The sequence below is a fragment of the Haloarchaeobius litoreus genome (genome assembly GCF_024495425.1).
GTDB lineage: Archaea > Halobacteriota > Halobacteria > Halobacteriales > Natrialbaceae > Haloarchaeobius > Haloarchaeobius litoreus.
Window position 1 is genome coordinate 156,129 of the sequence record NZ_JANHJR010000002.1, and the last position, 23,422, is coordinate 179,550.

General features: G+C 66.1%; 19 protein-coding genes and 2 tRNA genes. 11 read left to right on the plus strand and 10 right to left on the minus strand.

Features of this window, described 5'->3' with window-relative positions; all coding sequences use genetic code 11:
* Nucleotides 1-156: 156 nt before the first annotated feature.
* The 5 genes from kdgK1 to NOW55_RS07625 all read left to right on the plus strand — a co-directional run bounded on the left by kdgK1 (nucleotide 157) and on the right by NOW55_RS07625 (nucleotide 4,067).
* Nucleotides 157-1,113 carry a bifunctional 2-dehydro-3-deoxygluconokinase/2-dehydro-3-deoxygalactonokinase gene (gene kdgK1, locus NOW55_RS07605; RefSeq protein ID WP_256399507.1) on the plus strand — a complete coding sequence of 319 codons (957 nt, stop codon included), beginning with the start codon at nucleotides 157-159 and terminating at the stop codon, nucleotides 1,111-1,113.
* 72 nt (nucleotides 1,114-1,185) lie between these two features.
* Entirely contained in the window at nucleotides 1,186-1,668 is a 483-nt protein-coding gene (locus NOW55_RS07610) for a universal stress protein (protein WP_256399508.1), read from the plus strand.
* A 105-nt stretch (nucleotides 1,669-1,773) separates the two neighbouring features.
* Nucleotides 1,774-2,919: a PGF-CTERM sorting domain-containing protein gene (locus tag NOW55_RS07615; RefSeq protein ID WP_256399509.1), complete on the plus strand. Its 1,146-nt coding sequence runs from the start codon at nucleotides 1,774-1,776 to the stop codon at nucleotides 2,917-2,919.
* 279 nt (nucleotides 2,920-3,198) lie between these two features.
* Nucleotides 3,199-3,654, plus strand: coding sequence for an Hsp20/alpha crystallin family protein (locus tag NOW55_RS07620; RefSeq protein WP_256399510.1), 456 nt, complete (start codon nucleotides 3,199-3,201; stop codon nucleotides 3,652-3,654).
* Nucleotides 3,655-3,830: 176 nt separating this feature from the next.
* Nucleotides 3,831-4,067, plus strand: a complete 237-nt coding sequence (locus NOW55_RS07625; RefSeq protein ID WP_256399511.1) for a DUF8132 family protein — start codon at nucleotides 3,831-3,833, stop codon at nucleotides 4,065-4,067.
* Here the strand turns inward: NOW55_RS07625 and NOW55_RS07630 are convergent.
* Nucleotides 4,064-5,215 carry a tubulin/FtsZ family protein gene (locus tag NOW55_RS07630; protein ID WP_303648711.1) on the minus strand — a complete coding sequence of 384 codons (1,152 nt, stop codon included), beginning with the start codon at nucleotides 5,213-5,215 and terminating at the stop codon, nucleotides 4,064-4,066. The genes NOW55_RS07625 and NOW55_RS07630 overlap by 4 nt on opposite strands.
* Before the next feature lie 552 nt (nucleotides 5,216-5,767).
* Nucleotides 5,768-6,166, minus strand: a complete 399-nt coding sequence (gene tnpA / locus NOW55_RS07635) for an IS200/IS605 family transposase (RefSeq protein WP_256399513.1) — start codon at nucleotides 6,164-6,166, stop codon at nucleotides 5,768-5,770.
* A 54-nt stretch (nucleotides 6,167-6,220) separates the two neighbouring features.
* Between tnpA and NOW55_RS07640 the strand changes: the two genes are divergently transcribed.
* A complete protein-coding gene (locus NOW55_RS07640; RefSeq protein WP_256399514.1) occupies nucleotides 6,221-6,376 on the plus strand; it encodes a DUF2080 family transposase-associated protein in 156 nt (51 codons plus the stop codon).
* Nucleotides 6,373-7,632 carry an RNA-guided endonuclease InsQ/TnpB family protein gene (locus NOW55_RS07645; RefSeq protein ID WP_256399515.1) on the plus strand — a complete coding sequence of 420 codons (1,260 nt, stop codon included), beginning with the start codon at nucleotides 6,373-6,375 and terminating at the stop codon, nucleotides 7,630-7,632. The genes NOW55_RS07640 and NOW55_RS07645 overlap by 4 nt, the downstream gene beginning before the upstream one ends.
* Before the next feature lie 54 nt (nucleotides 7,633-7,686).
* Here the strand turns inward: NOW55_RS07645 and NOW55_RS07650 are convergent, their stop codons facing one another.
* The 6 genes from NOW55_RS07650 to NOW55_RS07675 are packed head-to-tail and all read right to left on the minus strand — an operon-like array spanning nucleotide 7,687 to nucleotide 15,866.
* The gene (locus tag NOW55_RS07650; protein WP_256399516.1) at nucleotides 7,687-8,106 is read right to left on the minus strand and encodes a NusA-like transcription termination signal-binding factor; all 420 of its coding nucleotides are present in this window, start codon (nucleotides 8,104-8,106) and stop codon (nucleotides 7,687-7,689) included.
* Complete coding sequence (gene rpoA2 / locus NOW55_RS07655; protein WP_256399517.1) at nucleotides 8,106-9,308, minus strand: DNA-directed RNA polymerase subunit A''; 1,203 nt, start codon at nucleotides 9,306-9,308, stop codon at nucleotides 8,106-8,108. The genes NOW55_RS07650 and rpoA2 overlap by 1 nt, the downstream gene beginning before the upstream one ends.
* Complete coding sequence (locus NOW55_RS07660; protein ID WP_256399518.1) at nucleotides 9,301-12,234, minus strand: DNA-directed RNA polymerase subunit A'; 2,934 nt, start codon at nucleotides 12,232-12,234, stop codon at nucleotides 9,301-9,303. Before NOW55_RS07660 ends, rpoA2 begins: the two co-directional genes overlap by 8 nt.
* A 1-nt stretch (nucleotide 12,235) precedes the next feature.
* A complete protein-coding gene (rpoB, locus tag NOW55_RS07665; protein WP_256399519.1) occupies nucleotides 12,236-14,065 on the minus strand; it encodes a DNA-directed RNA polymerase subunit B in 1,830 nt (609 codons plus the stop codon).
* 3 nt (nucleotides 14,066-14,068) lie between these two features.
* Nucleotides 14,069-15,634: a DNA-directed RNA polymerase subunit B'' gene (locus NOW55_RS07670; RefSeq protein ID WP_256399520.1), complete on the minus strand. Its 1,566-nt coding sequence runs from the start codon at nucleotides 15,632-15,634 to the stop codon at nucleotides 14,069-14,071.
* A 4-nt stretch (nucleotides 15,635-15,638) separates the two neighbouring features.
* Entirely contained in the window at nucleotides 15,639-15,866 is a 228-nt protein-coding gene (locus NOW55_RS07675) for a DNA-directed RNA polymerase subunit H (protein WP_256399521.1), read from the minus strand.
* A 276-nt stretch (nucleotides 15,867-16,142) separates the two neighbouring features.
* Here NOW55_RS07675 and NOW55_RS07680 point away from each other — a divergent pair.
* The 3 genes from NOW55_RS07680 (at nucleotide 16,143) to NOW55_RS07690 (ending at nucleotide 17,102) form a co-directional block, all read left to right on the plus strand.
* Nucleotides 16,143-16,215 (plus strand) — tRNA-Asp (locus NOW55_RS07680).
* A 326-nt stretch (nucleotides 16,216-16,541) separates the two neighbouring features.
* Complete coding sequence (locus tag NOW55_RS07685; RefSeq protein ID WP_256399522.1) at nucleotides 16,542-16,961, plus strand: group I intron-associated PD-(D/E)XK endonuclease; 420 nt, start codon at nucleotides 16,542-16,544, stop codon at nucleotides 16,959-16,961.
* 68 nt (nucleotides 16,962-17,029) lie between these two features.
* Nucleotides 17,030-17,102: transfer RNA gene (locus tag NOW55_RS07690), tRNA-Asp, on the plus strand.
* A 162-nt stretch (nucleotides 17,103-17,264) separates the two neighbouring features.
* Here NOW55_RS07690 and NOW55_RS07695 read toward each other — a convergent pair.
* Nucleotides 17,265-17,960 carry a nuclear transport factor 2 family protein gene (locus NOW55_RS07695; protein ID WP_256399523.1) on the minus strand — a complete coding sequence of 232 codons (696 nt, stop codon included), beginning with the start codon at nucleotides 17,958-17,960 and terminating at the stop codon, nucleotides 17,265-17,267.
* Nucleotides 17,961-18,094: 134 nt separating this feature from the next.
* Here NOW55_RS07695 and NOW55_RS07700 point away from each other — a divergent pair, with 134 nt between their 5' ends.
* The gene (locus NOW55_RS07700) at nucleotides 18,095-21,091 is read left to right on the plus strand and encodes a bacterio-opsin activator domain-containing protein (RefSeq protein ID WP_256399524.1); all 2,997 of its coding nucleotides are present in this window, start codon (nucleotides 18,095-18,097) and stop codon (nucleotides 21,089-21,091) included.
* 258 nt (nucleotides 21,092-21,349) lie between these two features.
* Here the strand turns inward: NOW55_RS07700 and NOW55_RS07705 are convergent, their stop codons facing one another.
* Nucleotides 21,350-23,233 (minus strand): ABC transporter substrate-binding protein, encoded by a 1,884-nt coding sequence (locus tag NOW55_RS07705; protein WP_256399525.1) that lies wholly within the window; start codon nucleotides 23,231-23,233, stop codon nucleotides 21,350-21,352.
* Nucleotides 23,234-23,422: the final 189 nt, after the last annotated feature.

The following is a 23,422-nucleotide window of genomic DNA, read 5'->3' on the forward strand; positions in this document are numbered from 1 at the left end:
GCCGGGCTGACCGCACCGTCGGACCGGGCGGGGCGCTCTCGGCCTTCGATTTGATACCCGACGAGCGGCTGTGGTGGGGACACTTATACTGGTGCCGTCCGTTCGGCCGCACATGAGTGCTGTGAGCCAGTCGGCGGCGACGCCGGGAGGGTACAGATGAGCGACGACCTTGTCACGTTCGGCGAGTCGATGCTGCGGCTGTCACCGCCGGGGAACGAGCGGATGGAGACGACCGGGCAGCTTGACGTCCACGCCGCCGGTGCCGAGTCCAACACCGCCATCGCGGCCGAGCGGCTGGGCGCGAAGGCGGCCTGGATGTCGAAGCTCCCGGACACGCCGCCGGGGCGACGCATCGCGAACGGCATCCGCCAGCACGACATCACGACCGACGTCGTCTGGTCCGAGGACGGCCGGCCGGGGACGTACTACCTCGAACACGCGGGCAGGCCCCGCGGGACCAACGTGGTCTACGACCGCGCCGACTCCGAGTTCTCGGTGGCGGCCGCCGAGGAGTTCAACCTCGAACGGATCCGCGACGCCACCGCCTTCTACACGACCGGTATCACGCCCGCGCTCTCCGAACAGATGCGCGAGACCACCGTCAACATGCTCAGCGTCGCCCGCAACGCCGGCACGATGGTCGCCTTCGACGTGAACTACCGACGCAAGCTCTGGTCGCCCGAGGCGGCCCGGAACACCATCACGCGGCTGTTCCCCGCCATCGACGTGCTCATCATCGCCGCGAAGGACGCCGAGGCCGTCCTCGACTACGACGGCGAGCCGACCCAGCTCGCCCACCACCTCGCCTCCGAGTACGAGTTCCGCACGGTCGTCGTCACCCGCGGGGCACACGGCGCGGTCGCCATCCACGACAACGTCGTCCACGAGCAGGACGCCTTCGAGACCGACACGCACGACCCCATCGGCTCCGGCGACGCCTTCACCGGCGCGTTCCTCGCCCGCCGGCTCTCCGGCGACGACGTCGGCCGCGCGCTGCAGTACGCGACCGCGACCGCCGCGCTCAAGCGGACCATCCCCGGCGACGTGGCCACCGTCACCAAATCGGAGGTCGACGCCATCGTCGCCGACCGCACCGAGGACATCTCGCGCTGACGGACGCCTGCCTTCCTCGAAACCTGAGAGCGGTGTCGTCTGTTTAATGTGTCCCGCGGCCTACCCTCGCGTATGACCTACGTCGTCCCGTTCGACGACCAGCGCCTCTCGCGTGTCGCGCTCGACCGGGCGCAGTCGTACGCGGGCCTGACCGAGGAGCGCGTCGTCGCCGTCTCGGTCGTCCCGCGGAACCCCAGCTACGCCAGAGAGCGCGACTGGATCGCCTCCGACGAGAGCTTCGACGTGCAGCTGGTGCTGGAACGGCTCGCGGAAACAGTCGACAGCATCGCGCCCGAGGCCGAGTTCGAGTACGTCCTCGCGGACCGGTACGCGTCGCCGGGCACCATCTCCTCGAAGATCCGCCGCAAGGCACGGAACTTGAACGCGACGGTCGTCTTCGTCGGGAGCGAGAACGCGGGTCGGATGCTGACCACGCTCCGGAGCGTCGGCCACAGCGTCGCGGCCGACGACACCTACGACGTCCACATCGTCCGTCGCGCCCGCGCGACCGGCGTCGCGGTCCTCGACGAACACTCCCAGCTGTTCGAGGACTGACCCGGGACACCCAACCAGTTCGGCATCTGCCTTATATCCGCCGCCGATTTCCCAACGCGATTAGGGTCGGATTACTCCAGTCGGTCCGGTCTTGGGTTCGATGCGATGAACCGAATGGCACCACTGCTGGCCGCGCTGCTGGTCGTCGCGTCCGTCGCGACACCCGCCGCCGCCGCAGTCACGGCCGATCGAACCGAGACGCAAGACGCCTACGCTGGAGCGCACGTGAGCTACGACGTGCAGGGCGACGCGGTCGTCGACTACACCGTCGACAACGAGACGATGGTGGAGTCGATGCGCGTCGAGTCCCAGTCGAACTACGAGAGTCGGGCGGGCGTGAGCGGCGAGGTCGACCTCGACTCCGTCGTCGAGCTGGACGGCCTTGGGCTGGACATGGGCGCGTCCACCACGACGCAGGCCACCGTCCAGACCGAGGGCGCTGCCAGCATCGTCACCCACGACAACGAGGACGGCACGCTCGTCGTCCGCGGTGGCGAGAACGGCCAGTTCGTCGAGGCCCAGGTCGGCAGTGATGCCGAGGCGGAAGCCGCGTCCGACGACCGCGTGGTCGTCGAGACCGACAACGGCACGACGGGCACCTTCATCGTCGTCGGTGACGGGAACGTCACCGTCAACGAGGCGGGCAACGTCACGGCAGAACTCGGGAGCGATGCCTCGCTGGTGTTCCGCGAGTCCGGCGAGGAGCGCACCGACGGCGAGAAGCGCGTCGAGCGCATGATCGCCAACGGCACCGCGACCGCCGAGGTGTACGTCGAGGAGCAGGGCGAGCAGACCGTCGAGGACACGGTCACGTACGGGCAAGACACGACCGTCGAGGCCGCCCAGGAGGGCGAGCACACGGTCAACATGACCGTCGAGCGCACCCAGAGCCAGGGTAAGGTCGTCGTGATCCACGTCGCCGAGAGCGTCGTCGACGCTGGCGAGTCCGCCGAGGTACTGGTCGACGGGCAGGCCGCTGCTCGGGCCCAGAGCGTGAGCGAGCTCCGCGCCGCGACCCAGAACGGCGACGAGTCCATGTACTACGTCGCACAGGACGCGTCCGCACAGGCCGAGGCGTCCACCACGGTTATGGTGGGCTTCGACCACTTCTCGGAGCGGACCGCCTCCATCCAGGGCGAGGAGACGACCGACGGCGACGACTCGGGCAGCGGCATGCCCGGCTTCGGCGTGACCGCCGCGCTCGCCGCACTCGTCGGCGCAGCACTCGTCGCGGTTCGCGCCCGGAGCTGACGCCGTCCCCGATTCCTGACGCGACTTCCGACCGACGCACCGCGCTCGAACAGCGAACCGCGATCTCGAACCGACGCCGCCCGGACGCGAATCTGGCGGCGCACACTGCTGGCGAACCTCTTCTACGGGCACTCCGGGTATCCTCGACGGCCTGTTCCGAAAGCCGCGGAACAGGTCACTTGATAGACACTGCGCGTTCTGAAACTGGATATATATGTGGCTCCTGCGTGCTAACCCGTGTACATACGTGTTTATATAGATATAAGTCGTCTATCTGGTATGGCATTCCGAACCTTCGATGACATGGACAGCATGTTCGACCAGATGGACCAGATGTTCGACGAGATGCGAACGAACTGGATGGACATGACGCCCCGCGGCATGACACCCCAGCTCGAGTCCGACTCCGACGTCACGACCTACGGCGACGCCGCGACCAGCCTCTCCGAGCGCGACGGCAACTACGTGTTCGTGATGGACCTGCCCGGCTTCGAGCGCGAGGACATCGAGCTCACCTTCCGTGACGGCTCCCTCCACATCGACGCCGTCACCGAGATCGACCACGACTCCGAGTTCGTCTCCATGCACCAGTCGCGCCGCAGCAGCGAGCGCGTCCGCATCCCCGGCGACGTCGTCGCCGAGGAGATCGAGGCGACCTACCGCAACGGCGTCCTCGAGGTCCACCTCCCCATGCTGGAGGACGAGGACGACCACCACATCTCCATCCAGGACTGAGCGGTCCCGGACGGGGCAACCGCGACGGGTCCGCACCCGCTGCCCGACCCCTCGCTCCGCTCTTCGGTGATCTCCTGAATACGGATTTTACATTCTAATCTTCTATCGGTTCAAACTATTCTCTGGAGGTAGAAATCATCGGTTAACTTTAATCTATTGGCCGATAAGCGGCCGGTATGCGTGCGCCTCTGAGTACCACCGTGATGCTCCTCGGGCTCGTCGTGACCGTCGGCTCCGGCTGGTACATCGCCAAGGGACCCTTCTTCGGCTTCGCGACGCCGCCGCTGCCGTACATCCTGGGCGCGACGGGCGTCTTCGTCTTCGGTATCATCGTCTTCGGCTGGGGGCTGAGCAGCCGCATCGACGCCGGGCGGGGCAACGAGCGCGTCATCCCGAGCAACGAGAAGGTCTAGAAGAGCGGCGTCAGCTCCTCGTCGCCGTCGTCGAGCAGCGCCGCCAGGTTCGCGTCGGACTGCGAGCGGATCTCCTCCAGGTTCTCCATCGCCTCGATGGCGACCTGCTGGAGCCCCTTGATGCGGGGCACGTCGGTCACGCCCGACAGCAGCACCACGCAGGCGACGGAGTGCTCGTCCGGCAGCGGGTAGTCCCCGCCGCGGATCTCCATCGAGCCGGTCTGCTCCTCCAGCCACCGGCGGCCGTGCTCGATTCCCTTCCGGTTGAGGTACTCCGGCGGGCCTGCCATGACGAGCAGCCCACGCTCCGCCCCGTTGAGCTCGCACGGGAGCGTGAGCCGACCGAGCGCCGCCTTCCGGACCAGCGAGGTGATACGGTTCGTCGTGTCGGTCTCGTCCAGCTCCTTCTTCGAGAACCGGGAGAACAGCCCGCCCTTCTCGCGCTCGACGTGGTCGACGGCGTAGCCGATGGTCGAGACGCCGCCGCTGCCGAGCGTGTTGATGATCTCGGAGGCGTCGACGACCGACTCGCCGACAGCGCCGCCCTCGTCGACCTCGCCCGCGCCGAACAGCACCGCGAGCCGGCGCACCAGCTCGTCGTTGATGTCGGCGTAGCCCTCGCCCAGCGACTCGCCCGTGTGACGCCACGACTCGTTGTCGAAGACGATGAGGTTGTCCACCTCGCGGACGAACGTCTGGAACGACCGCGCCGCGTTCAGCGTGTACAGCCCGCCCTCGTCCGAGCCCGGGAGGATGCCCAGCCCGTAGACGGGTTCGGCGTAGAGCCGCTTCAGGTGCTTCGCCAGCACCGGTGCGCCACCCGACCCGGTGCCGCCGCCGAGCCCGGCGACGACCATGAACGCATCCACCTCGTGGACCGGGACGTCGTCGAGCGCCGCCTGTATCTCCTCGATGTCCTCCTCGGTGACCTCCGCGCCGAGCTCGTTGTCGGCCCCGACGCCGTGGCCCTTCACCCTGGTCTGCCCGATGAGCACCTGCTGGTCCTTCGGGATGTGCTTCAGGCCGCGGAGGTCGGCCGTCGCCGTGTTCACCGCGACGGCCGCCCGGACCGTCTTCCCCCGGGTCTGCCGGTCGAACTCGACGAACCGGTCGACGACCTTCCCGCCCGCCTGGCCGAAGCCGACCATGGCGAGCTTCACTGTCGAACCACCCCGGAGAACCGCGTCGATACTGTACTCATGGTGACCAGTTACGCCCCCCGTGCAGATAAATACAGACGCCGACCCGGGATATTGATTGGACGGTGTGGCAGCCCGGCCAGCCGCACGAGGGATGAGAGGCGCAGGGAGCCTGCGACCGAGCATCGGGCACGGGACGCGAGCGTCCCGTGAGCCCGCAGGAAATTGGGGCTCTCCCGGGACGTTACCGGAACTCTACGAGTTCCGGTCAGCAGCCAGAAATCTTCGATTTCTGGCCACGTTGCCGGACTCCGTCTGGCAAGCAGTCAGAACGTTCCGCGTTCTGACAACGCAACGAGTCGTGGGAGTCGAGACAGTCGGGGCTTTCTGGCCGTTTGCGGTGTCGGACAGCGCACTCCGAGTTGAAGGAGCAGGAACTTTCGAACTCGCTGTAGCTACGTTACAGAGTCGAAACCCAACAAAACAGGCCTGAAATCGCCGAATCTACAGAGAAAACAAGGCGAGTGCCTCGGGGCTTGACCCCGAGGGTGAAGCCGACACCTAGACGTGTTCTGTCCGCTCGATGTACCGCTCAATTGTTTCCGTTGAGACTGTTCCTGCCGTTCCGGTGTAGTACGACTGTTCCCAAAAGCCACCGCCCCACAGATACTCCTTCAAGAACGACTCGTGCTGTTCCCACATCTCCCGCGCCGTGGTGCTCTTGACAGTCCTTGCAATCTCGCTCGGCGCGTGTTTCGGGTGGGCGGAGAGGAACAGATGTACGTGGTAGGGTGAGATCTGGAGCGACAGTATCTCGTAATCGTACTCGTCGCAGACGTTGCGGAAACTCGCTTCCAGCGAATCCTCGATGGGTTCGAGAATCGCGTGTCGGTACTTCGGACACCACACGAAGTGGTAGTTGACGTTGTACACCGTGTGATTCGACCGCTTTTCACCCATCTCGAACTCACTCTATCAACACAGTTAAGTATATCCAAAGTATATACTTAGAGTGTGCCGGACAGCTTTGAAATCGAAGGTGAGGAAGTTCTCGACGGCGAGGTCAAACCGTTCGGGAACAGTGCCCACGTCACCGTCCCCAAACGCTGGCGTGGGGCCGACGTGAAGGTCGTCAGAACCTCAGAACCCGCCGAACAAGACGAAGAATGACCGACTCACAGGCTCTCGTCAAGACGCTGGACTTCCAACTCGACATCCAGAGTGATAACGAGGGCCTGCTGTACGACGCCACGCTCGAAGCCCGCTCGGTGTACAACGAAACTATCCGTCTCGCCAAAGATGGTGTGGACTGGAATACGATTCCCGACCGCGTGGCCGACGACGCCAACCTCGTGAAGAACACGACACAGCGCGTCGTTGTCAAAGCACTCGGTGCGATGGATAATTACTACGAGTACGACGACTTCGGCCAGCCGAGCCACACCAAGGACGGCGCGTACCCGCTCCGAGCGAACTACGAGGAAGGGTACAACCTGTCGCTTACTGACGACGGCGACGTGGCGTTCCGTATCAGCGCGAAGCCGTACAAACACGTCAAGGGCGTCCTCAAAGGGAGTGACGCCCACCTCGACATTCTCAAGACCGCGCTCACGAGTGACGAGTGGAAGATTGGGACGGCGGAAGCCCTGTTCCATAACGAGAACGCCGAGTTGCACGTCAATGTCACCAACACCGAGCAGACTGTACGAGACAAGCAGGACTCACGAACGGTCGTCGGCGTGGACGTGAACGAGGATAACGTGGCTCTCACCGCACTCTCCGCGAACGGTGTCGAAGACACGTTGGTCATCGACTTCCCCGAAATCAAGTTTGAGCGACACCGCTACTTCACGATGCGGAAGCGCGTGCAAAACGCGGGGAAAGACAGCATCCACGACACGTTGGAAGGGCGTGAAGAACGGTTTGTCCGTGACCGACTCCACAAGGTGTCTCGGCACATCGTTGAGTGGGGTCATCAGTTCGAGAGGCCGTGCATCGTCTTTGAAGACCTCAAAGAGATGCGCGACAGTATCGACTACGGTACGCGGATGAATCGGCGCTTACACCACCTCCCGTTCCGTGCCCTCCAGTTCTATACGTCGTACAAGGCCGCGTTCGAGGGGATTCCGACTGCGTGGATTAACCCCGAATACACGAGCCAGCGGTGTCCGATGTGCGGGCATACGGAGCGTGCGAACCGCAACAAAAAGCGGTTCAAGTGCAAGGGATGCGAGCATCAAGACCACAGCGACCGTGGTGCAAGCGTCAACATCGCCGTGAAAGGCATCGAGAAGCATCAGGACTGGAATGTGCCTGCTCTCAACAGCCTTCCTGTTGTTCGGAAGGTGCGACGGCAGGCATCGGGGGCCGTGGACGTCCCGACCGTGACCCACCTGACCGTTCGAGGCTCTCAGGCCGATGGTTGAGTGGGAGTGCCCGACTAAACCACGGGAAGCCTCGGGGCTTGACCCCGAGGCGGTTCACGCCAGCTGGATGTCGTCGACGTCGAAGTGCCGTTTCGCCAGCTCGCGCGCGGTGTCGATGTTCCGGCCGTCCGCGCCGATTGCGACGCCGGTGTCGGCCTCGTCGACCTCCGCGTAGGCGACCGTGTCGCCGTTCTCGCTGATGGTGACGTGGTACACCGCCGCCGGGGCGAGCGCGTTCGCGACGAAGTCCGCCGCGGTGTCGGCGTCCTCGACGAGCTTCACGTCGCGGCCGAGGCGCTCCTCGAACTCGGCGACGTGCTGGCCGCCAGGGCCGATGGCCGTGCCCATGTCGCCCGCGGCGACGAGGACGACGACGCGGTCGTCTTCGATCAGGCAGTCCCGACCGCTCGCCTCGGTCACCTCCTCGAACAGCCCGAGGATGCGCAGCGCCTCGTCCGTCAGCGTGACCGCCATCAGTCCGCTTGCGAGGACCGGTTGACCGACCCCATCTTGAGGTTCACGTCGCCGGTGCCGAGCTTGATGGGCTTGCCGACGATGACGTTCTCGGTGACGCCGTTCAGGTCGTCGACCTCGCCGTGGATGGCGGCGTCGAGCAGGTGGTTGACCGTCACCTCGAACGCCGCACGCGCCAGCACGGAGTCCTTCGAGCCGGAGATGCCGTGGCGGCCGATGGACTCGATCTCGCCGCGGTTGGTCATGATGTCCGCGACGAGCATCAGGTGCCGGACGTTCACGTCGTCCAGCCCCTGCTCCTCGAGGGTGGTCTTCGTCTCCTCGATGATGGTCTCGCGTGCGGCCTCGATGCCGAGCTCGGAGTGGATCTCGTGGATGTTGTTGCAGGTGGTCCGCGAGGCGTCGACGCCCTCGATGGTGAGCACGTCGCCGAACGCCGAACCCTCGGTGTAGAGGACGAACTCCTCGCCGTCCTCGGTCTCCTCCTTGCGGATGACGACGCGGGCGATCTCCTCGATGCCCTTGAACGTCACCTCGCGCAGCTCCTCGACGAGCTGGAGCAGGTCCCGGTAGGACGGCTCCTCGGGGCCGAACTCGACGTCTGTGCCCTGCTGGACCGTCTTCACACCCAGCGAGTCCTCGATTATCTCTGCGACCTCGCCGGCGATCTCGTCGACGCTGTCGACGGTCGGCCAGCGCTCCTGGAGCGTGTCCGGGTTGAGGTCGATGTGGACGCGCATGTCGGCGACGTTCGTCGAGATGTCGCCGAGCGCGAGGATCTTCGTCGCCTCGATCTTCCAGACGACCTCGTGGGCCTTCTCGCGGTCGGTCCCGTACTCGTCGTCGAGGTGGACCGTCATCGTCGGCGTGTCCGGCGTCTTCCGGGCGTCCACCAGCTCGATGAGCCGGGGCAGGCCCTGGGTGACGTCGATCTCCGCGACGCCCGCGTAGTGGAACGTGTTCATCGTCAGCTGCGTGCCCGGCTCCCCGATGGACTGGGCGCTGACGGTGCCGACGGGGTCGAGCGCGTCGACCCGGGTATCGAGGTACCGGTGCTCGACGGCGCGGGCGATCTCGTCGGCCTGCTCGACGTTCGCGTCGTTCGCCTCGACGGTCCGGTACACCTCGGCCTTGAGGTCGTCGGGCAGCTCGGTGTCCTCGACGACCGCCTCGACGTCCGCGGAGACGTCGAACTCAGTCATCCGACTCCACCTCCGAGAGGAGGTCGGGGTTGCGACGTGCCTCCCCGTGCTCGGAGAGGTTCGTCGGGCGAGCCTTCTCGCCCAGGAACTCCGCCTTCGAGTCCTCGCTCTCGAACTCCGCCTCGATGACGCGGTCGGCGATCTGGTCCACGTCGATGCCGTGGTCGTCGTCGTAGGCGACCTTCGTCGGTGACGTGCCGTCCTCGCCGAACTCGAACTGGACGATGGTGTCGCTGGTGTCGCGCACCGTGCCGTCGTACTGCGTCTCCAGCTCGGAGAGCGCGTTGATGAGCCGGCGCTGCAGGTAGCCGGACTTCGAGGTGCGGACTGCCGTGTCGACCAGGCCCTCGCGGCCACCCATCGCGTGGAAGAAGAACTCCCGCGGGGTCAGCCCGCCGGTGTAGGAGTGCTCGACGAAGCCGTGTGCCTCCGCGGAGAGGTCGTTCTTCTTGTAGTGGCTGAGGGTGCGGTCCTCGTACCCGCGGTTGATGCGGGTCCCACGGACCGCCTGCTGGCCGACACAGCCGGCCATCTGGGTCAGGTTCAGCATCGACCCACGCGCCCCGGAGTTGGCCATGACGACCGCCGGGTTGTCGTCCTCGAAGTGCTCCTCGGCGATGTCGCCGGCGTTGTCACGCGCCTTGCCGAGCGTCTGCATGATCTTCATCTCCAGCGTCTCGTCGACGGTCCGACCCGGGAGCGACTCGAGCTCGCCCGCGTCGTACGTATCGATGAGCTCCTCCACGCGGTCGTAGGCGTCCTCGATGGTCTCGTCGATGCGCTCCTGTGCCTCTCCCGGGATGGTCTCGTCGTCGATGCCGATGGAGAACCCGAAGTGCATGATCGAGCGCATCGCGAGCGTCGCGACCTCGTTGATGAACTGGCGGGCGCGGGTCAGGCCGTACACCTTCGCGATGGTGTCGACGACCTCGCCGCCGAACGCGCCGACGGCGTCCTCGTCGATGGTGCCCTCGAGGAGCCGCCCGTCCTCGATGACGACCGAGTCCCCGGTGTTCGACTTGAAGTCGAGGTTGAGGTCGTCGGGGAGCAGTTCCGAGAACAGCTGGCGGCCCGTCCAGTACGGGCGGCCGTCGTCGTCGACGCCGACCTCCTCGGGCAGCTCGTCGATGCGGGTCGCACGCAGCAGGTCGAGCGCCTGCGTCTCGTTGAACTGCGGGTTCGTGTGCGTCAGCAGGTACGTCCCCGAGATGTGGTCCTGGATGGCTCCGATGATGTTCTCGCCGAAGCGCGGCGAGAGGATCTGCTCCTGCACGCGCATGAGGACGCGCGCCTCGGCGCGGGCCTCCTCGTTCTGGAGCGCGTGCATGTTCATCTCGTCACCGTCGAAGTCGGCGTTGTACGGCGGGCAGACGACGGTGTTCAGGCGGAACGTCTTGTACGGCATCACCACGACCTCGTGGGCCATGATGGACATCCGGTGCAGCGAGGGCTGCCGGTTGAACACGACGATGTCGCCGTCGATGAGGTGTCGGTTGACCTCCCAGCCGGCCTCTACCTTCTCGGCGAGCTCCTCGCAGTTCTTCTCGGTCACCTTCAGGCGGCGACCGTCCGGCCGGCGGACGTAGTTCGCACCCGGGTGCGTCTCGGGCCCGTTCGTCACGTAGCGTCGGGCGTCCTCCAGATTCCGCTCGGTGACGTTCATCGTCTGGGTCATCTCCGTCGCGACCCGGTCCGGCACGCCGACCTCGTTCAGCGAGAGCGTCGGGTCCGGGCTGATGACGGTCCTGGCGGAGAAGTTCACGCGCTTGCCGGACAGCGAGCCACGGAAGCGGCCCTCCTTGCCCTTCAGGCGCTGGGACAGCGTCTTCAGCGGACGGCCGGAGCGGTGGCGCGCCGGCGGCGTGCCCGAGATCTCGTTGTCCATGAACGTCGTGACGTGGTACTGGAGCAGCTCCCAGAGGTCCTCGATGATGAGCTGGGGCGCACCGGCCTCGCGGTTCTCCATGAACCGCTGGTTGATACGGATGATGTCGACCAGCTTGTGGGTGAGGTCGTCCTCGGAGCGCTGGCCGTTGTCCAGCGTGATCGAGGGTCGCGCCGTCACCGGCGGGACCGGGAGCACGGTCAGGATCATCCACTCCGGTCGGGACTTGTCCGACGAGATGCCGAGCACCTCGATGTCCTCGTCCGGGATGTCCTCGAACCAGTCGCGGATGTCCGAGGGCATCAGCTTGTTCATGTCCTCCTCGGTGAGGTCGATGTCGAGCGCCTTCTCCAGTGCCTTCCGGTCGGACTCCCGGGGGCGGAACTCGCCGGAGAGGATCTGGTTGACCCGGGAGAGCTCGATGCCCGTCTCGTTGGCGAGCGCCTCGCGTCCCATCGGCTCGTCGTCGTCCTCGCCGGGCTGCATCGCGGCCGCGATGCGCTGGGAATACTCCGAGGTCAGCACCTGCTGGACCTCGTAGTACGTCGTCGGCTTCTCGTGCTGGATGTCGAACTGGATCTCGCCGCAGAACGGACAGCGGTCCTTCTTCCGGGCCTGCCGGATGGCCGCCTTCGTCACGTCGTTGAGGTCCCGACCCAGCTTGCGCGTCTGGTCGAGCTGGCCGCGGAACTCGTCGCGCTCGTCCTCGGTGAGACAGAGCCGGGCGCACTCGCGGCAGGTGCCACGGAGCAACCGCCGGATGAGCTTCGTGAAGCCGACGTGGATGACGGGCGCGGCCAGCTCGATGTGGCCGAAGTGCCCGTTACACGAGCCCGAGTGCTGACCGCAGGTCTTGCACTCCAGCCCGGGGTCGATGACGCCCAGCCGCGGGTCCATCAGCCCCATGTCGATGGGGAAGCCGTCGTCGTCGTACGTGTCCGCCGTGATGATCTTCGTGGCGGACATGTCCCGGTACTCCTCCGGGTCCATCAGCCCGAAGTCGATCTCGCCGATCTCCTTTGGTGTCTGTGAGCTTGCCATGTTAGACTGCGTCCTCCAGTTCGAGTCGCGGCGCGATGCCGAGTGCCTTCATCTCGTCGAGCAGGAGCTTGAAGGCGTAGCTCATCTCTATCTCGTGGATGTCCGTCTCCTCGCCGCAGTTCGGGCAGTACACCCGACGCTGGTCGACGTTCTCGACCGCACTCATCCCACACTGACCGCAGATGTGGATGAACTCGCGGTCGGACTCGTCGAGCAGGCGCTCCTTCAGCGCCATCGCCGCGCCGTGCCCGATGAGCACGTCGCGCTCCATCTCCCCGACACGGAGGCCACCTTCGCGGGCGCGACCCTCGGTCGGCTGGCGGGTGAGCACCTGCACCGGCCCGCGCGAACGGGCGTGCAGCTTGTTCGAGACCATGTGGTACAGCTTCTGGTAGAAGATGACCCCGACGAAGATCTCGGCCTCGATCTTCTCGCCGGTGACGCCGGAGTAGAGGCTCTCCTTGCCCGAGGACTTGAAGCCGGCCTCCTCCAGGCCACCGCGGAGCTCGTGCTCGTCCTCGCCGGTGAAGGGCGTGCCGTCGACACGGCGGCCCTCCAGGGCACCGATCTTGCCGCCGAGCATCTCCAGCACGTGACCGACCGTCATCCGCGACGGCAGCGCGTGCGGGTTGACGATGAGGTCCGGGACGACACCTTCCTGCGTGAAGGGCATGTCCTCCTGTGGTGCGATGTGGCCGACGACGCCCTTCTGGCCGTGGCGGGATGCGAACTTGTCGCCCATCTCCGGGATGCGCTCGTCGCGCACGGAGACCTTCGAGAGCTTCGAGCCGTCCTCTCCCTCCATCAGCGTGACCGTGTCGACGACCCCGGACTCGCCGGAGCGCATCGTCACGCTCGTCTCCCGTCGCTTCTGGGGGGAGAGACCACCCATGTCGTCGGGCTCTTCGAGGAACCGCGGCGGCGAGGTCTTCCCGAGCAGCACGTCGTTCTCGTCGACGCGCGTCTCCGGGTTGACCAGGCCGTCCTCGTCGAGGTGCGTGTACGCGTCCTCACCGCGTGCACCGCGCACGTCCTGGCTCGGAATCTCGAAGCGGTCCTCCTGACCGCCGGGGTAGCGCCGCTCCTCGCCCTCGTACGTCCGGAAGAAGTGCGAGCGGGCGAGCGCGCGGTCGACCGACCCCTGGTTGAGCACGAGTGCGTCCTCGATGTTGAACCCCTCGTAGCTCATGACGGCGACGACGAAGTTCTGCGCCGCGGGGCGCTCGTCGTAGCCGATCTGCTCCGTGGTCTGGGTCTTGACCATCGAGAGCTGCGGGTAGTGCAGCAGGTGCTGGCGCGTGTCCGGCCGGATGCGGTAGTTCGCGCTCGGCAGGCCGAGCGACTGCTTGATCATCCCCGCCCCCATCGTAATCCGGGGCGAGGCGTTGTGCTCCGGGTACGGAATCATGCCCGCACCGATACCGAAGATGAGCTGCGGGTCCACCTCGAGGTGCGTGTGGTCCTCGGTGAGGTCCTCGCGGTCGACGGCGACGTAGATGTCCTCCTCCTCCTCGGCGTCGATGAACTCGACGTGGCCGTGCTCGACGAGGTCGTCGAACTCCAGCTCGCCGTTGCGGACCGCCTCGATCTCCTCCTCGGAGATGCGGGTCTCGCCGTTCTCGACGACCAGCAGCGGGCGACGCGCCCGGCCGGCGTCCGCGTTGACGATGACCTCGCGTGTGCGGTCTTTCACGGAGACGTTGACCATCTCGCTCACCTCGCCGAGCCGGCGGGCCTCGCGGATCTGCTCCGCGAGCTGATGCGGCTCGGGGTGTGTCCCGACCAGACTACCGTTGACGTATACCTTCGCTTCGCGCTGTTGACTTGCCATGTGTTAGTCGTCCGCGGGTGTTTCCTGGCCCTGTCCTTCGAGCCCGGGGATACCCTTGACCCCCATCGACGCCAGTTCTCGTTTGAGTCCCTGTTCGTCCTCGATGTTCTGTGACAGCTCCATCGCCTGGGCGAAGTTCTTCACCAGCCCACAGTTCGGCCCCTCGGGCGTCTCGGAGGGGCAGATGCGACCCCACTGGGTCGCGTGCAGGTCACGCGCCTCGAAGTGGGGCTGGCTGCGCGACAGCGGCGAGCGCAGCCGGCGCAGGTGCGAGAGCACGCCCATGAAGTCGGTCCGGTCGACCAGCTGGCTCACGCCGGAGCGGCCGCCGACCCAGTTCCCCGTCGCGATGGGGTGCTCCAGGCGCTCGGTGAGCACGTCCGAACGGACGACCGTGCTGACCGAGAGCTGCCGGTTGCGCATGTTGGCGCGTTCGAGCTGGTACTTCACGTCGCGTGCCAGCTTGTTCAGCGCCGTCCGGAACAGGTCCTTCATCAGGTCGCCGGAGACCTTCAGGCGCTTGTTCGCGTAGTGGTCCTTGTCGTCGGACTCGCGCCGCCCGAGCGCGAGTTCGAAGCAGGCCTCGGCCATCCGGCAGAGGTAGTACGACTTGTTGATGCGGACGTCCTCCTCCTCGACGCCCTCCTCGTGGAGGTGCGGCAGGAGGTACCGGTCGATGACGTAGTTCGCCCGCTTGAGCTGGTAGTTCTTCCCCTGCCCGGAGGCGACGCGCTTGCCCAGCGTCTCGATGGCCTCCTCCTGGCTCTGGACCTCGGCGGCCTCCAGGTTCTCCAGCATGTACTTGACGACCTCGGGGTCGTCGCTGACGCGGTGGACGATCTCCTCGTCCGACTCCAGCCCGAGTGCGCGCACGAGCGTGACGAAGTTGATGCTCCCCGACACGGACGGGAACGACACCTCGAGCAGGCCCTCGCGGTTGCGCTCACAGAGCACCAGCGCGCGGTAGCCACGACGCTGCGAGAAGGTCTTCGCGACCTGGATCTCGTCGCCGTACTTCGTGTCGTACTCGGCGAGGATCTTGTTCGGTGCGAGGTCCTCGCTCGTCATCAGCACGCGCTCGGAGCCGTTGACGATGAAGTAGCCACCGGGGTCGGCTGGGTCCTCGCCGATCTCGATGAGCTCCTCGTCCGAGAAGCCCGCGATGTTGCACTTCTCCGAGCCGACCATGATGGGCATCCGGCCGATCTTGGTCTCGGTGGAGTCGACGACCCGCTCCTCGCCCTCCTCGCCCTTCACGATGGACATCTCCATGAAGACGGGCGCGGAGTACGTGATGTTCCGGAGGCGGGCCTCCTGCGGGTAGAGCAGTTCCTCGGAGCCGTCGGCCTCCCGCACGCGCGGGGTCACGACGCGGACGTCTCCCAGCTCGACGTGGACGGGCTCTTCGCCCTCCTTGTCGCCGATGTCCGTGTCGATGGTCTCCTTCTCGTCCACGACGCGCTGCATCCCCCGGGTGAGGAACGCGTTGAACGAGCGGAAGTGGTGTTCTGCGAGTCTGTCCTTCGAGAAGTACTCACGCGAAATCGCGCGTCGGTTTGCTCTGTCCATTCTGTCAGTCCACCACGAGTCGGTACACGACCGCTGTGTCTGTCGTTCGCGATTCTCGGATTATCTTCACCACGTCACCCATCTCCGCGTCTTCAGGGAGCGCGGGGTCGGTGTTCTTGATCTTGGGAAGGTCCGTCCTGTCGATGTCGTACTCGTCGAGCACGTCCTGAAGGTCGTCCTCGTCGAGGACGACGTGCTCGGGCACGAGTTCGTGTTGGCTTACGTCTACCATGGTTGTGTCTGACCGGAGAGAGAAGCTGCTGTCACGAGATACTACAGGGCACTACCGGCGGCAGGCATTTAACGTTTGCCAAGTGCGGCGGGAGCTTTCGCTATTGGTGCCCGCCTCGGCGGCGGGTACGAACCCGCGGTCGGGACGACGCGAACAGATTCAGTTTCGTCCTGACGATTGCGCTACGACCCTAAAGCGTTTGTGCCGCGGTGGACACACGCACACGTCCTCCGATTGGAAAGCCTTAAGCGTACAACCCGGGTACGATAGGGTGAAGCCCGGGTGGTGTAGTGGCCCATCATACGACCCTGTCACGGTCGTGACGCGGGTTCAAATCCCGCCTCGGGCGCTTCTACGAGGAACTCCGTGACGAGCAGAGCGACCGTAGCGGGATTTGAACCAGGGAGGGCACGCGCAGCGAAGCGAGCATGTCCGACCGAGGTTCAAATCCCGCCTCGGGCGTATTCTGCTGGCGCAACCGAACGAGGAGCGCTAGCGACGAGTGAGTCCGCGCCAGCGACTCGCCACGAAGGGGTTTGAAGCAGCGAGTGGAGCGACGCGGAACGAGTGAGGTTCGAATCCCGCCTCGGGCGGTTCTTCGACTTCTCGTCCACGAGCGAGACGACTCTCGCCCCCGTCGCTACAGTTCATACCGGAAGCCGACCCAACGTCGGTGTGAACCCCTCCCGACGAGGCGACGAGACCGAAGCGATCCTACTCGCGAGGCTGCTCGAGTGTGGCTGTTCCGTCGCGGTCCCGTTCGGCGACAGTGACCGGTACGACCTGCTCGTCGACGACGACGGCTACCTGTTCCGTGTCCAGTGCAAGACGGGCAGCTGGGTGAACGGGACGGTCCGGTTCAAGCTGTACAGTCCGACGGTGACCGACGGCGAGCGCGTGGATACCGGCTATACAGCCGCGGAGGTCGACGCGTACGCGGTCTACTCGCCCGAGACGGAAGCGGCGTACTGGGTGCCGATCAGCGAGACGGGGACCGGCGAGATGCGACTCCGTGTCGAGAAACCGGAGCCGAAGGCACCGCGGTCGCGGCTGAACTGGGCGTCTGAGTATCTGTTGGTGGAACGGTTCGGGTGACGGTCTGGCGTCGTTCCGAATCGACACCGATTAATAAGGCCAGCCGGAACGGAGAGATGCGTTCGAGAGCCCGGGTGGTGTAGTGGCCCATCATACGACCCTGTCACGGTCGTGACGCGGGTTCAAATCCCGCCTCGGGCGTATTCTGCTGGCGCAACCGAACGAGAAGCGTTAGCGACGAGTGAGTCCACGCCAGCGACTCGCCACGAAGGGATTTGAAGCAGCGAGTGGAGCGACGCGGAACGAGTGAGGTTCAAATCCCGCCTCGGGCGTATTCTGCTGGCGCAACCGAACGAGGAGTGTTCACCGCACGTCGTACTCGTGGCGCATGAGCATGACCGACCGGTCGGCGCTACTCCACTGCAGCCGGAGGACGCCGGTGCTGTCGGCGGGGACGGAGACGGTACCGGAGTCACCGGGCTCGACGGGCGAGTCGATAACCTCGGCGAGTGTCCCCCGGGGAGAGCCGCCGACCTGCACGGTGATGCGGTCGGGGTGCTGGATGGTCTCGCCACCGCCGTGCGTGATAACTACGGCGTTCTGGTCGGGCTGGTCGGTGAAGTCGAACCCCGCGTTCGGCGGTGTCCCACCGGGAGAACCAGCGTCCCAGACGCGCCAGTTCCCGTCGTGGGTGCGCAGTTCGTACTCGACGCGGTCGGTCTGGGAGTTGCCCTGCTGGTCGGAGAGGGTGTACTCGACGACGACCATCGCGGTGCTCTCGTCCTGTCTCCGGACCTCGGTTTCCTCGATGCTGATGTCGAGGTCCTGCTGGGTGTTCTCCTGCTCGCTGTCCTCGGTCTCTGCCATCATCGGCCCGTCGGGGTGAACGAGGTCGCGCGCCCGGTCCCTGTCGCCCTCGATGGCGGCCGTGAGGAACGTCCGGAGCGTCTGTTCCGGGTCGTCGCCGACGTCGCTGCCGTCCCCGCCGAGGATGCCCGTGCAGCCGGCGAGTGCCGTCAGTGAGAGCGTGCTCGCAGTGAGATACGTGCGTCGTCGCATGCGAACCGAGTTCAGGATAGCGCGTCAAAAGTGTACGTATTCTAATCTGTTTCACGGTCACCGATACCGAGCGCCAGTGCCTGTCGGCCGGGCTGACTCTAATCCTTTAGTACCCTTGCGACGTAGCGGCTCCCATGGCAAGAGACGGGCCCGGCGAAATGGTGGCCGGGACGCCGACCGTCGAGGAGGTGTCGGTGCTGTTCGTGGACAACGACGCCGACTTCGCGGAGGTCTCGAAGACGATGCTGGAGCGGGCGGACGAGAGTATCTCGGTGACGGTCGTCCCGAACGGGTCGGCGGCGATCGAGGTGGTCGAGGACCCGGGGCGGCAGGTCGACTGCATCGTGAGCGACTACGACATGCCCGAGATGGACGGGCTGGCGCTGCTGGAGGCGGTTCGCGAGCGGGACGACCGGCTGCCGTTCGTGCTGTTCACGGGGAAGGGGAGCGAGGAGATCGCGAGCGACGCCATCGCGGCGGGCGTGACCCAGTACCTGCAGAAGAAGCCGGGCCGCGAGCGGTACGCGCTGCTGGGGAACCAGATTCGGAACGCGGTGGCGCAGTACCGGACCCAGAGCGCGCTGCAGGACCGGGTTCGACAGCAGGAGGCGGTGGCGACCATCGGGCAGCAGGCGCTGAACGAGCCGCAGCTGGACGTGCTGTTCGAGACGACGGTTCGGCGGGTCGCGCGGGCGCTCGACGTGAGCCACGTCCGCATCCTCTCGGGGTCGGACGAGGAGCTCCGGACGGAGGCGGCCGTCGGCTGGCGACCGGACGCACCGCCGTCGGGGCAGGCGCAGTACGCGGTCACCGACGGGAAGCCGGTCGTGGTGGTCGACGACCTGTCGTCAGAGGAGCGGTTCGACACGGCCGACGCGGCCGAGGTGGAGGGGCTCCGGAGCGGTGCGTGCGCGACGGTCGGCCTGCGCGGCTCCGACTGGGGGGTGCTGGAAGCGCACGCCCGGACCCATCGTCGGTTCACGCAGGACGACGTGACGTTCCTCCAGAACGTGGCGACGGTGCTCGCGAGCGCCATCGAGCGCAACGTCATCGAGGGGGAGCGGCGGGAGAGCAGCGAACGGTACCGGACGCTGGTCGAGGTGTCCCCGAGCGCAGTCGTCGTGCACCGCGACGGCGACCTCGTCTACACGAACCCGGCGTTCGTCTCGCTCGTCGGGGCCGCCGACGAGACGGCGCTCCTCGGGACGGAGCTGGCGTCGCTGGTCCACCGGGAGGACGAGGCGGCGGTCACGACCGCGATGTCGCAGACGATGGCGGGCGAGGCGGAGCCGACACGACAGGAGCGACGAATCGTCGGCCACGACGGGTCGGTGGTCCACGTCGAGATGACCTCGCGGGCCATCGAGTACGAGGGCGAGCGGGCGGTCCTGACGGTTGCGACGGACGTGACCGAGCGCAAGCGATACGAGGAGACGCTCGATACGCTGCACGAGACCTCTCGGGACCTGATGCGTGCGGAGACGCAGGCCGACATCTGCGAGACGGCGGCGGAGACGGCGGCGGACCTGCTTGGACTGAGCGCGCTCATCGTCTACACGTTCGAGAGCGATACCGGGACGCTCGAACCGGCCGCGACGACGCCGAGTACGAGCGAGCTGCTGGGGTCGCCGCCGACGGTCGAGCGCGGCGCGGGGTACGTCTGGGAGACGTTCAGCGCGGGTGAGTCGCGGTACTTCCCGGACGTGGCGGACGAGTCGGGAGCACTCGACGACGTGGTCGAGAGCCAGCTGGTGATCCCGCTGGGGACCCACGGCGCGCTGGTGGCCGTCTCGGACACCGTCGAGGGGTTCGAGGAGCCGACCATCGAGCTGTTGCACATCCTCGCGGCGAACACCGAGGCGGCGATGGACCGGGCCGGGCGCGAGCAGCTGCTCCGGGACCACGACAGCCGGTTGACCCGGCAGAACGAGGAGCTCCGGAAGCTGAACCACACGAACAAGATCGTCCGTGACGTGAACCGTGCGGTCGCGCAGGCGTCGACCAGACGCGAGATCGAGCAGGCGGTCTGTGATCGGTTGGCCGAGGCGGAGCCGTACGTCGCCGTCTGGGTCGCCGAGGCGGAGGGGCCGAACGGCGCGATGACGCCGCTCGCGTGGGCGGACACCGACGCGGACTACGTCGACCGCATCGCCGACGACCTGGACGACCCGACGCCAGAGGGGGACCTCGTCCGGCGGGCGGCCGACGACCAGGAGGTCGTCGTCGTCGAGGACGTGCTGACGAACGAGTGGAGCGAGCGCCGGACGGAGGCGCTCACGTACGGCTTCCAGACGGTGGTGGCCGTGCCGCTGGTCGACAACGAGCGCGTCTACAGTGTCCTCGTGTTGCACGTCGCGACGCCCGAGACGGTGACCGAACAGGAGCTGGCGGTGCTCGGCGAGCTGGGGGAGACCATCGGCTACGCCATCCACGCCGTCGAGCGGACCCGGGCGCTCGTCACCGACAGCGTGGTCGAACTCGAGTTCGAGGTGGCCGACGAGCGGTTCACCTTCTCGCGGCTGTCGGCGGCGGTCGGCGGGTCGATTCGGATGGATGGGGCCGTCGCCCGACCGGACGGGACACACCTCTGTTTCGTCCGCACCGAGGCCGTGGACCCGGACCTCGTGGAGGAGACGCTCGCGGAGTGGTCGTCGGCACCGTCGGTGTCCCGGATCAACGAGGACGGCGACCAGACGCTGTTCGAGATCCAGCTGTCGGAGCCGCGCCTGTTCGAGCTGCTCCGGGAGTACGACGGGACAATCCAGTCGCTGACGGCCACGGACGGCGTTGCGACGATGGTGGTCGAGCTGCCCCAGGGTGGCGACACGCGCGGGCTGTGGAACGACCTGAGCGAGTCCTACCCGACGACGGAGCTCGCCGCCCGGCGGGAGACGAGCCAGAGCAACCGCCAGCATCGCGACCAGCGCTCGTGGGTCGAGGGCGAGCTGACCGAGCGACAGTTCGAGGCGCTCCAGACCGCGTACTACGCCGGTTTCTACGACTGGCCGCGCGAGGTGACCGGGGAGGTGCTCGCCGAGGCGCTCGACGTCACACCACCCACGTACCACTACCACCTGCGTGCGGCCGAACGCAAGCTGGTGAGCGGAGTGTTCGAGTCTGGCTCTAATTGATTAGTGTCGGTCAACACCCGGCACTAACGAGATAGAATAAAGTGTTAATCCGATACCATCCGTAGCAGTAGTCGGCGAAACAGCAGCGAACCGCTGTCGCCACCCCATACTCCCCCCAACCCCCCTTCCTGACGGACTTCCCGACGAGAGGCGTCACTGTGGCGAGGCTCGAAACGGGCCGCGAACTACCGAAGAAAGAGCGGTGTCAGGGTCGGAACCGGTGTCGACGGCTGCGGTCGCGGCGGGCCGACGGAGGGGTCAGCTCCGCTCGCCGATGGTGACCTGGTTGTACTTCTGGCGGCTGCCGCCGCTGGCGCCGTACGGTTCGATGTCGACCCAGTCGTACACGAAGCGCTCGTCGGTGCGGTGGTAGCACGGCAGGAGCACCATGTCCTCCCAGTTCGCCTCCTCCATCTGGACGTAGGCGTCGCCACGGGTCGAGGCGGCCGCCTCGCTCGGTGCCTGGTTGTTCTGGACGGTCTCCCAGGCGCTGTTCATCTGGTCGACGGCGCCGCCCTCCACGTCGTCCCAGTCGACGTACGCACCGCGGGCACCGCCGTCGCGGTCGGTGTTGGTGAGGTCGGGCACGAGCTGTCCCCAGAAGTTGTCCGGGGCGGGCCAGTCCATCGCCCAGCCCAGCGAGTAGGCGGCGAGGTTGCCGTTGCGGCCACGGTTGAGCAGCGTCGCGAACGGTGCCTCCTCGAGGTTCATGTTGACGTGAGCGTTGACGAGCTTGTCGCGGAGGATGGTGCCCAGCCCCTGCCACGTCGGCGACTCGTAGGTCGTGAACGTGACCTCGTACTGGTTGTTCGGGCCGTAGCCGGCGTCCTCCATGATCTGACGGGCCTCGCCGAGGCGCGTCTCGCCGTAGCCGTAGGGGTAGTTCTGCTCGGCGTGTTCGTCGTACGCGCTGGTGCCGCCGGGGTAGATGCGTGGCGGGCTGAAGTGGTACGCGGGCTCGCCGCGACCCTTGAACACCTCCTCGACGCCCTCGTGCTGGTCCATCGCGTACGCGATGGCCTGCCGCACGGGTTTGGGGACGTTCTTCGCGTTCAGGCCGATGTAGAACGTGTTGATGGTCGGGACGGCGGCGTAGTCGACCGTCTCGCCGTTCCGCATCTGTCCGTAGGTGCCCAGCTGCCGGCCGAGTTCGTCCTCCTCCTCGATGGAGACGAGGTTCGGGTCGTACTTCGACGTCGGCATCGGCGGGAGGTCCGCGTTCTTGTTCTGGCCGTAGTTGTACAGCGCATCGGTGTCGGTGATGATCTGCCAGTGGACGCCACCGATGAGCGGTCCGTCACCGTGATAGTCGTCGAACCGACTGACCTCGGCCTGCGTGCTCGTCTCCCAGTTCTCGAAGGTGAACGGGCCTGCACTGATCGGGTTGTTGCGTGCGAACTCGTCGTACCCCATCTCGCCGTCGTAACCGGGCGTGTCGTCGACGAGGCCCTCCGGAATCGCGCCGAAGGCGGTGTACGCGAGCATCTCCAGCGTCGAGTGGAACGGGGCCGAGAGCTGGATCTCGAACGTCGTCTCGTCGACGGCTGTGACGCCGAGGCTGCCGGGCGCGTACTGCTCGACCTCCTCGCCGTCGTCGTTGGTGACCGTCTCCATCTCGTGTTCGATGCCCATCGCGGACGTGACGAAGTACGCCCGGCGGGAGTTCGGCGAGGCGGTCAGGCGCTCGAACGAGTAGACGAAGTCCGAGGCGGTGACGGTGTCGCCGTTGTGGAACGTCGCGTCCTCCTTGAGCGTGAACGTGTACGTGGTGTAGTCATCCGACACCTCGTAGTCCGTCGAGAGCAGCGGCTCGACCTCGATCTCGCCGTTCGGGTAGTTCATCAGCCCGTCGAACACCTGCTGGATGACCCGACCGTTCGCCGTGTCGGTCGAGGCGATGGGGTCCAGCGTGCTCATCGTCGCGTTCGTGAGCTGGAGGGTCCGGTCGCTCTCGCCGAAGCCCTCGTCGTCGTCGGTGCCGGTCCCGGGGTCGTCCGTCCCCTGGGTGTCGGTCCCCTGGGTGTCGGTTCCGCCCGGGTCTTCGTTGTTGTCGCCCGTACAGCCCGCGAGGGCCAGGGCAGTCGCTGCGCCGCCGGTCGCCTTCAGGAACGTCCGGCGCTGGAGGGACTGGTCGTCTGACATACACCCACCGGTTCGGTCTTACGTGTCAAAAAACGACTGCAAGCACTAGTCGACTCTAGTCCAAAAGAAAACCTTATAAGTGGGATGCAGTCCGCCTAATAGGATAAAGTTAAAATCTCATTTTACTTTTCCCGCAAAAGACGAAGCGGCGGCTGTCGACAGGAGCGAACTGGTCTGAAACGCAGTCGC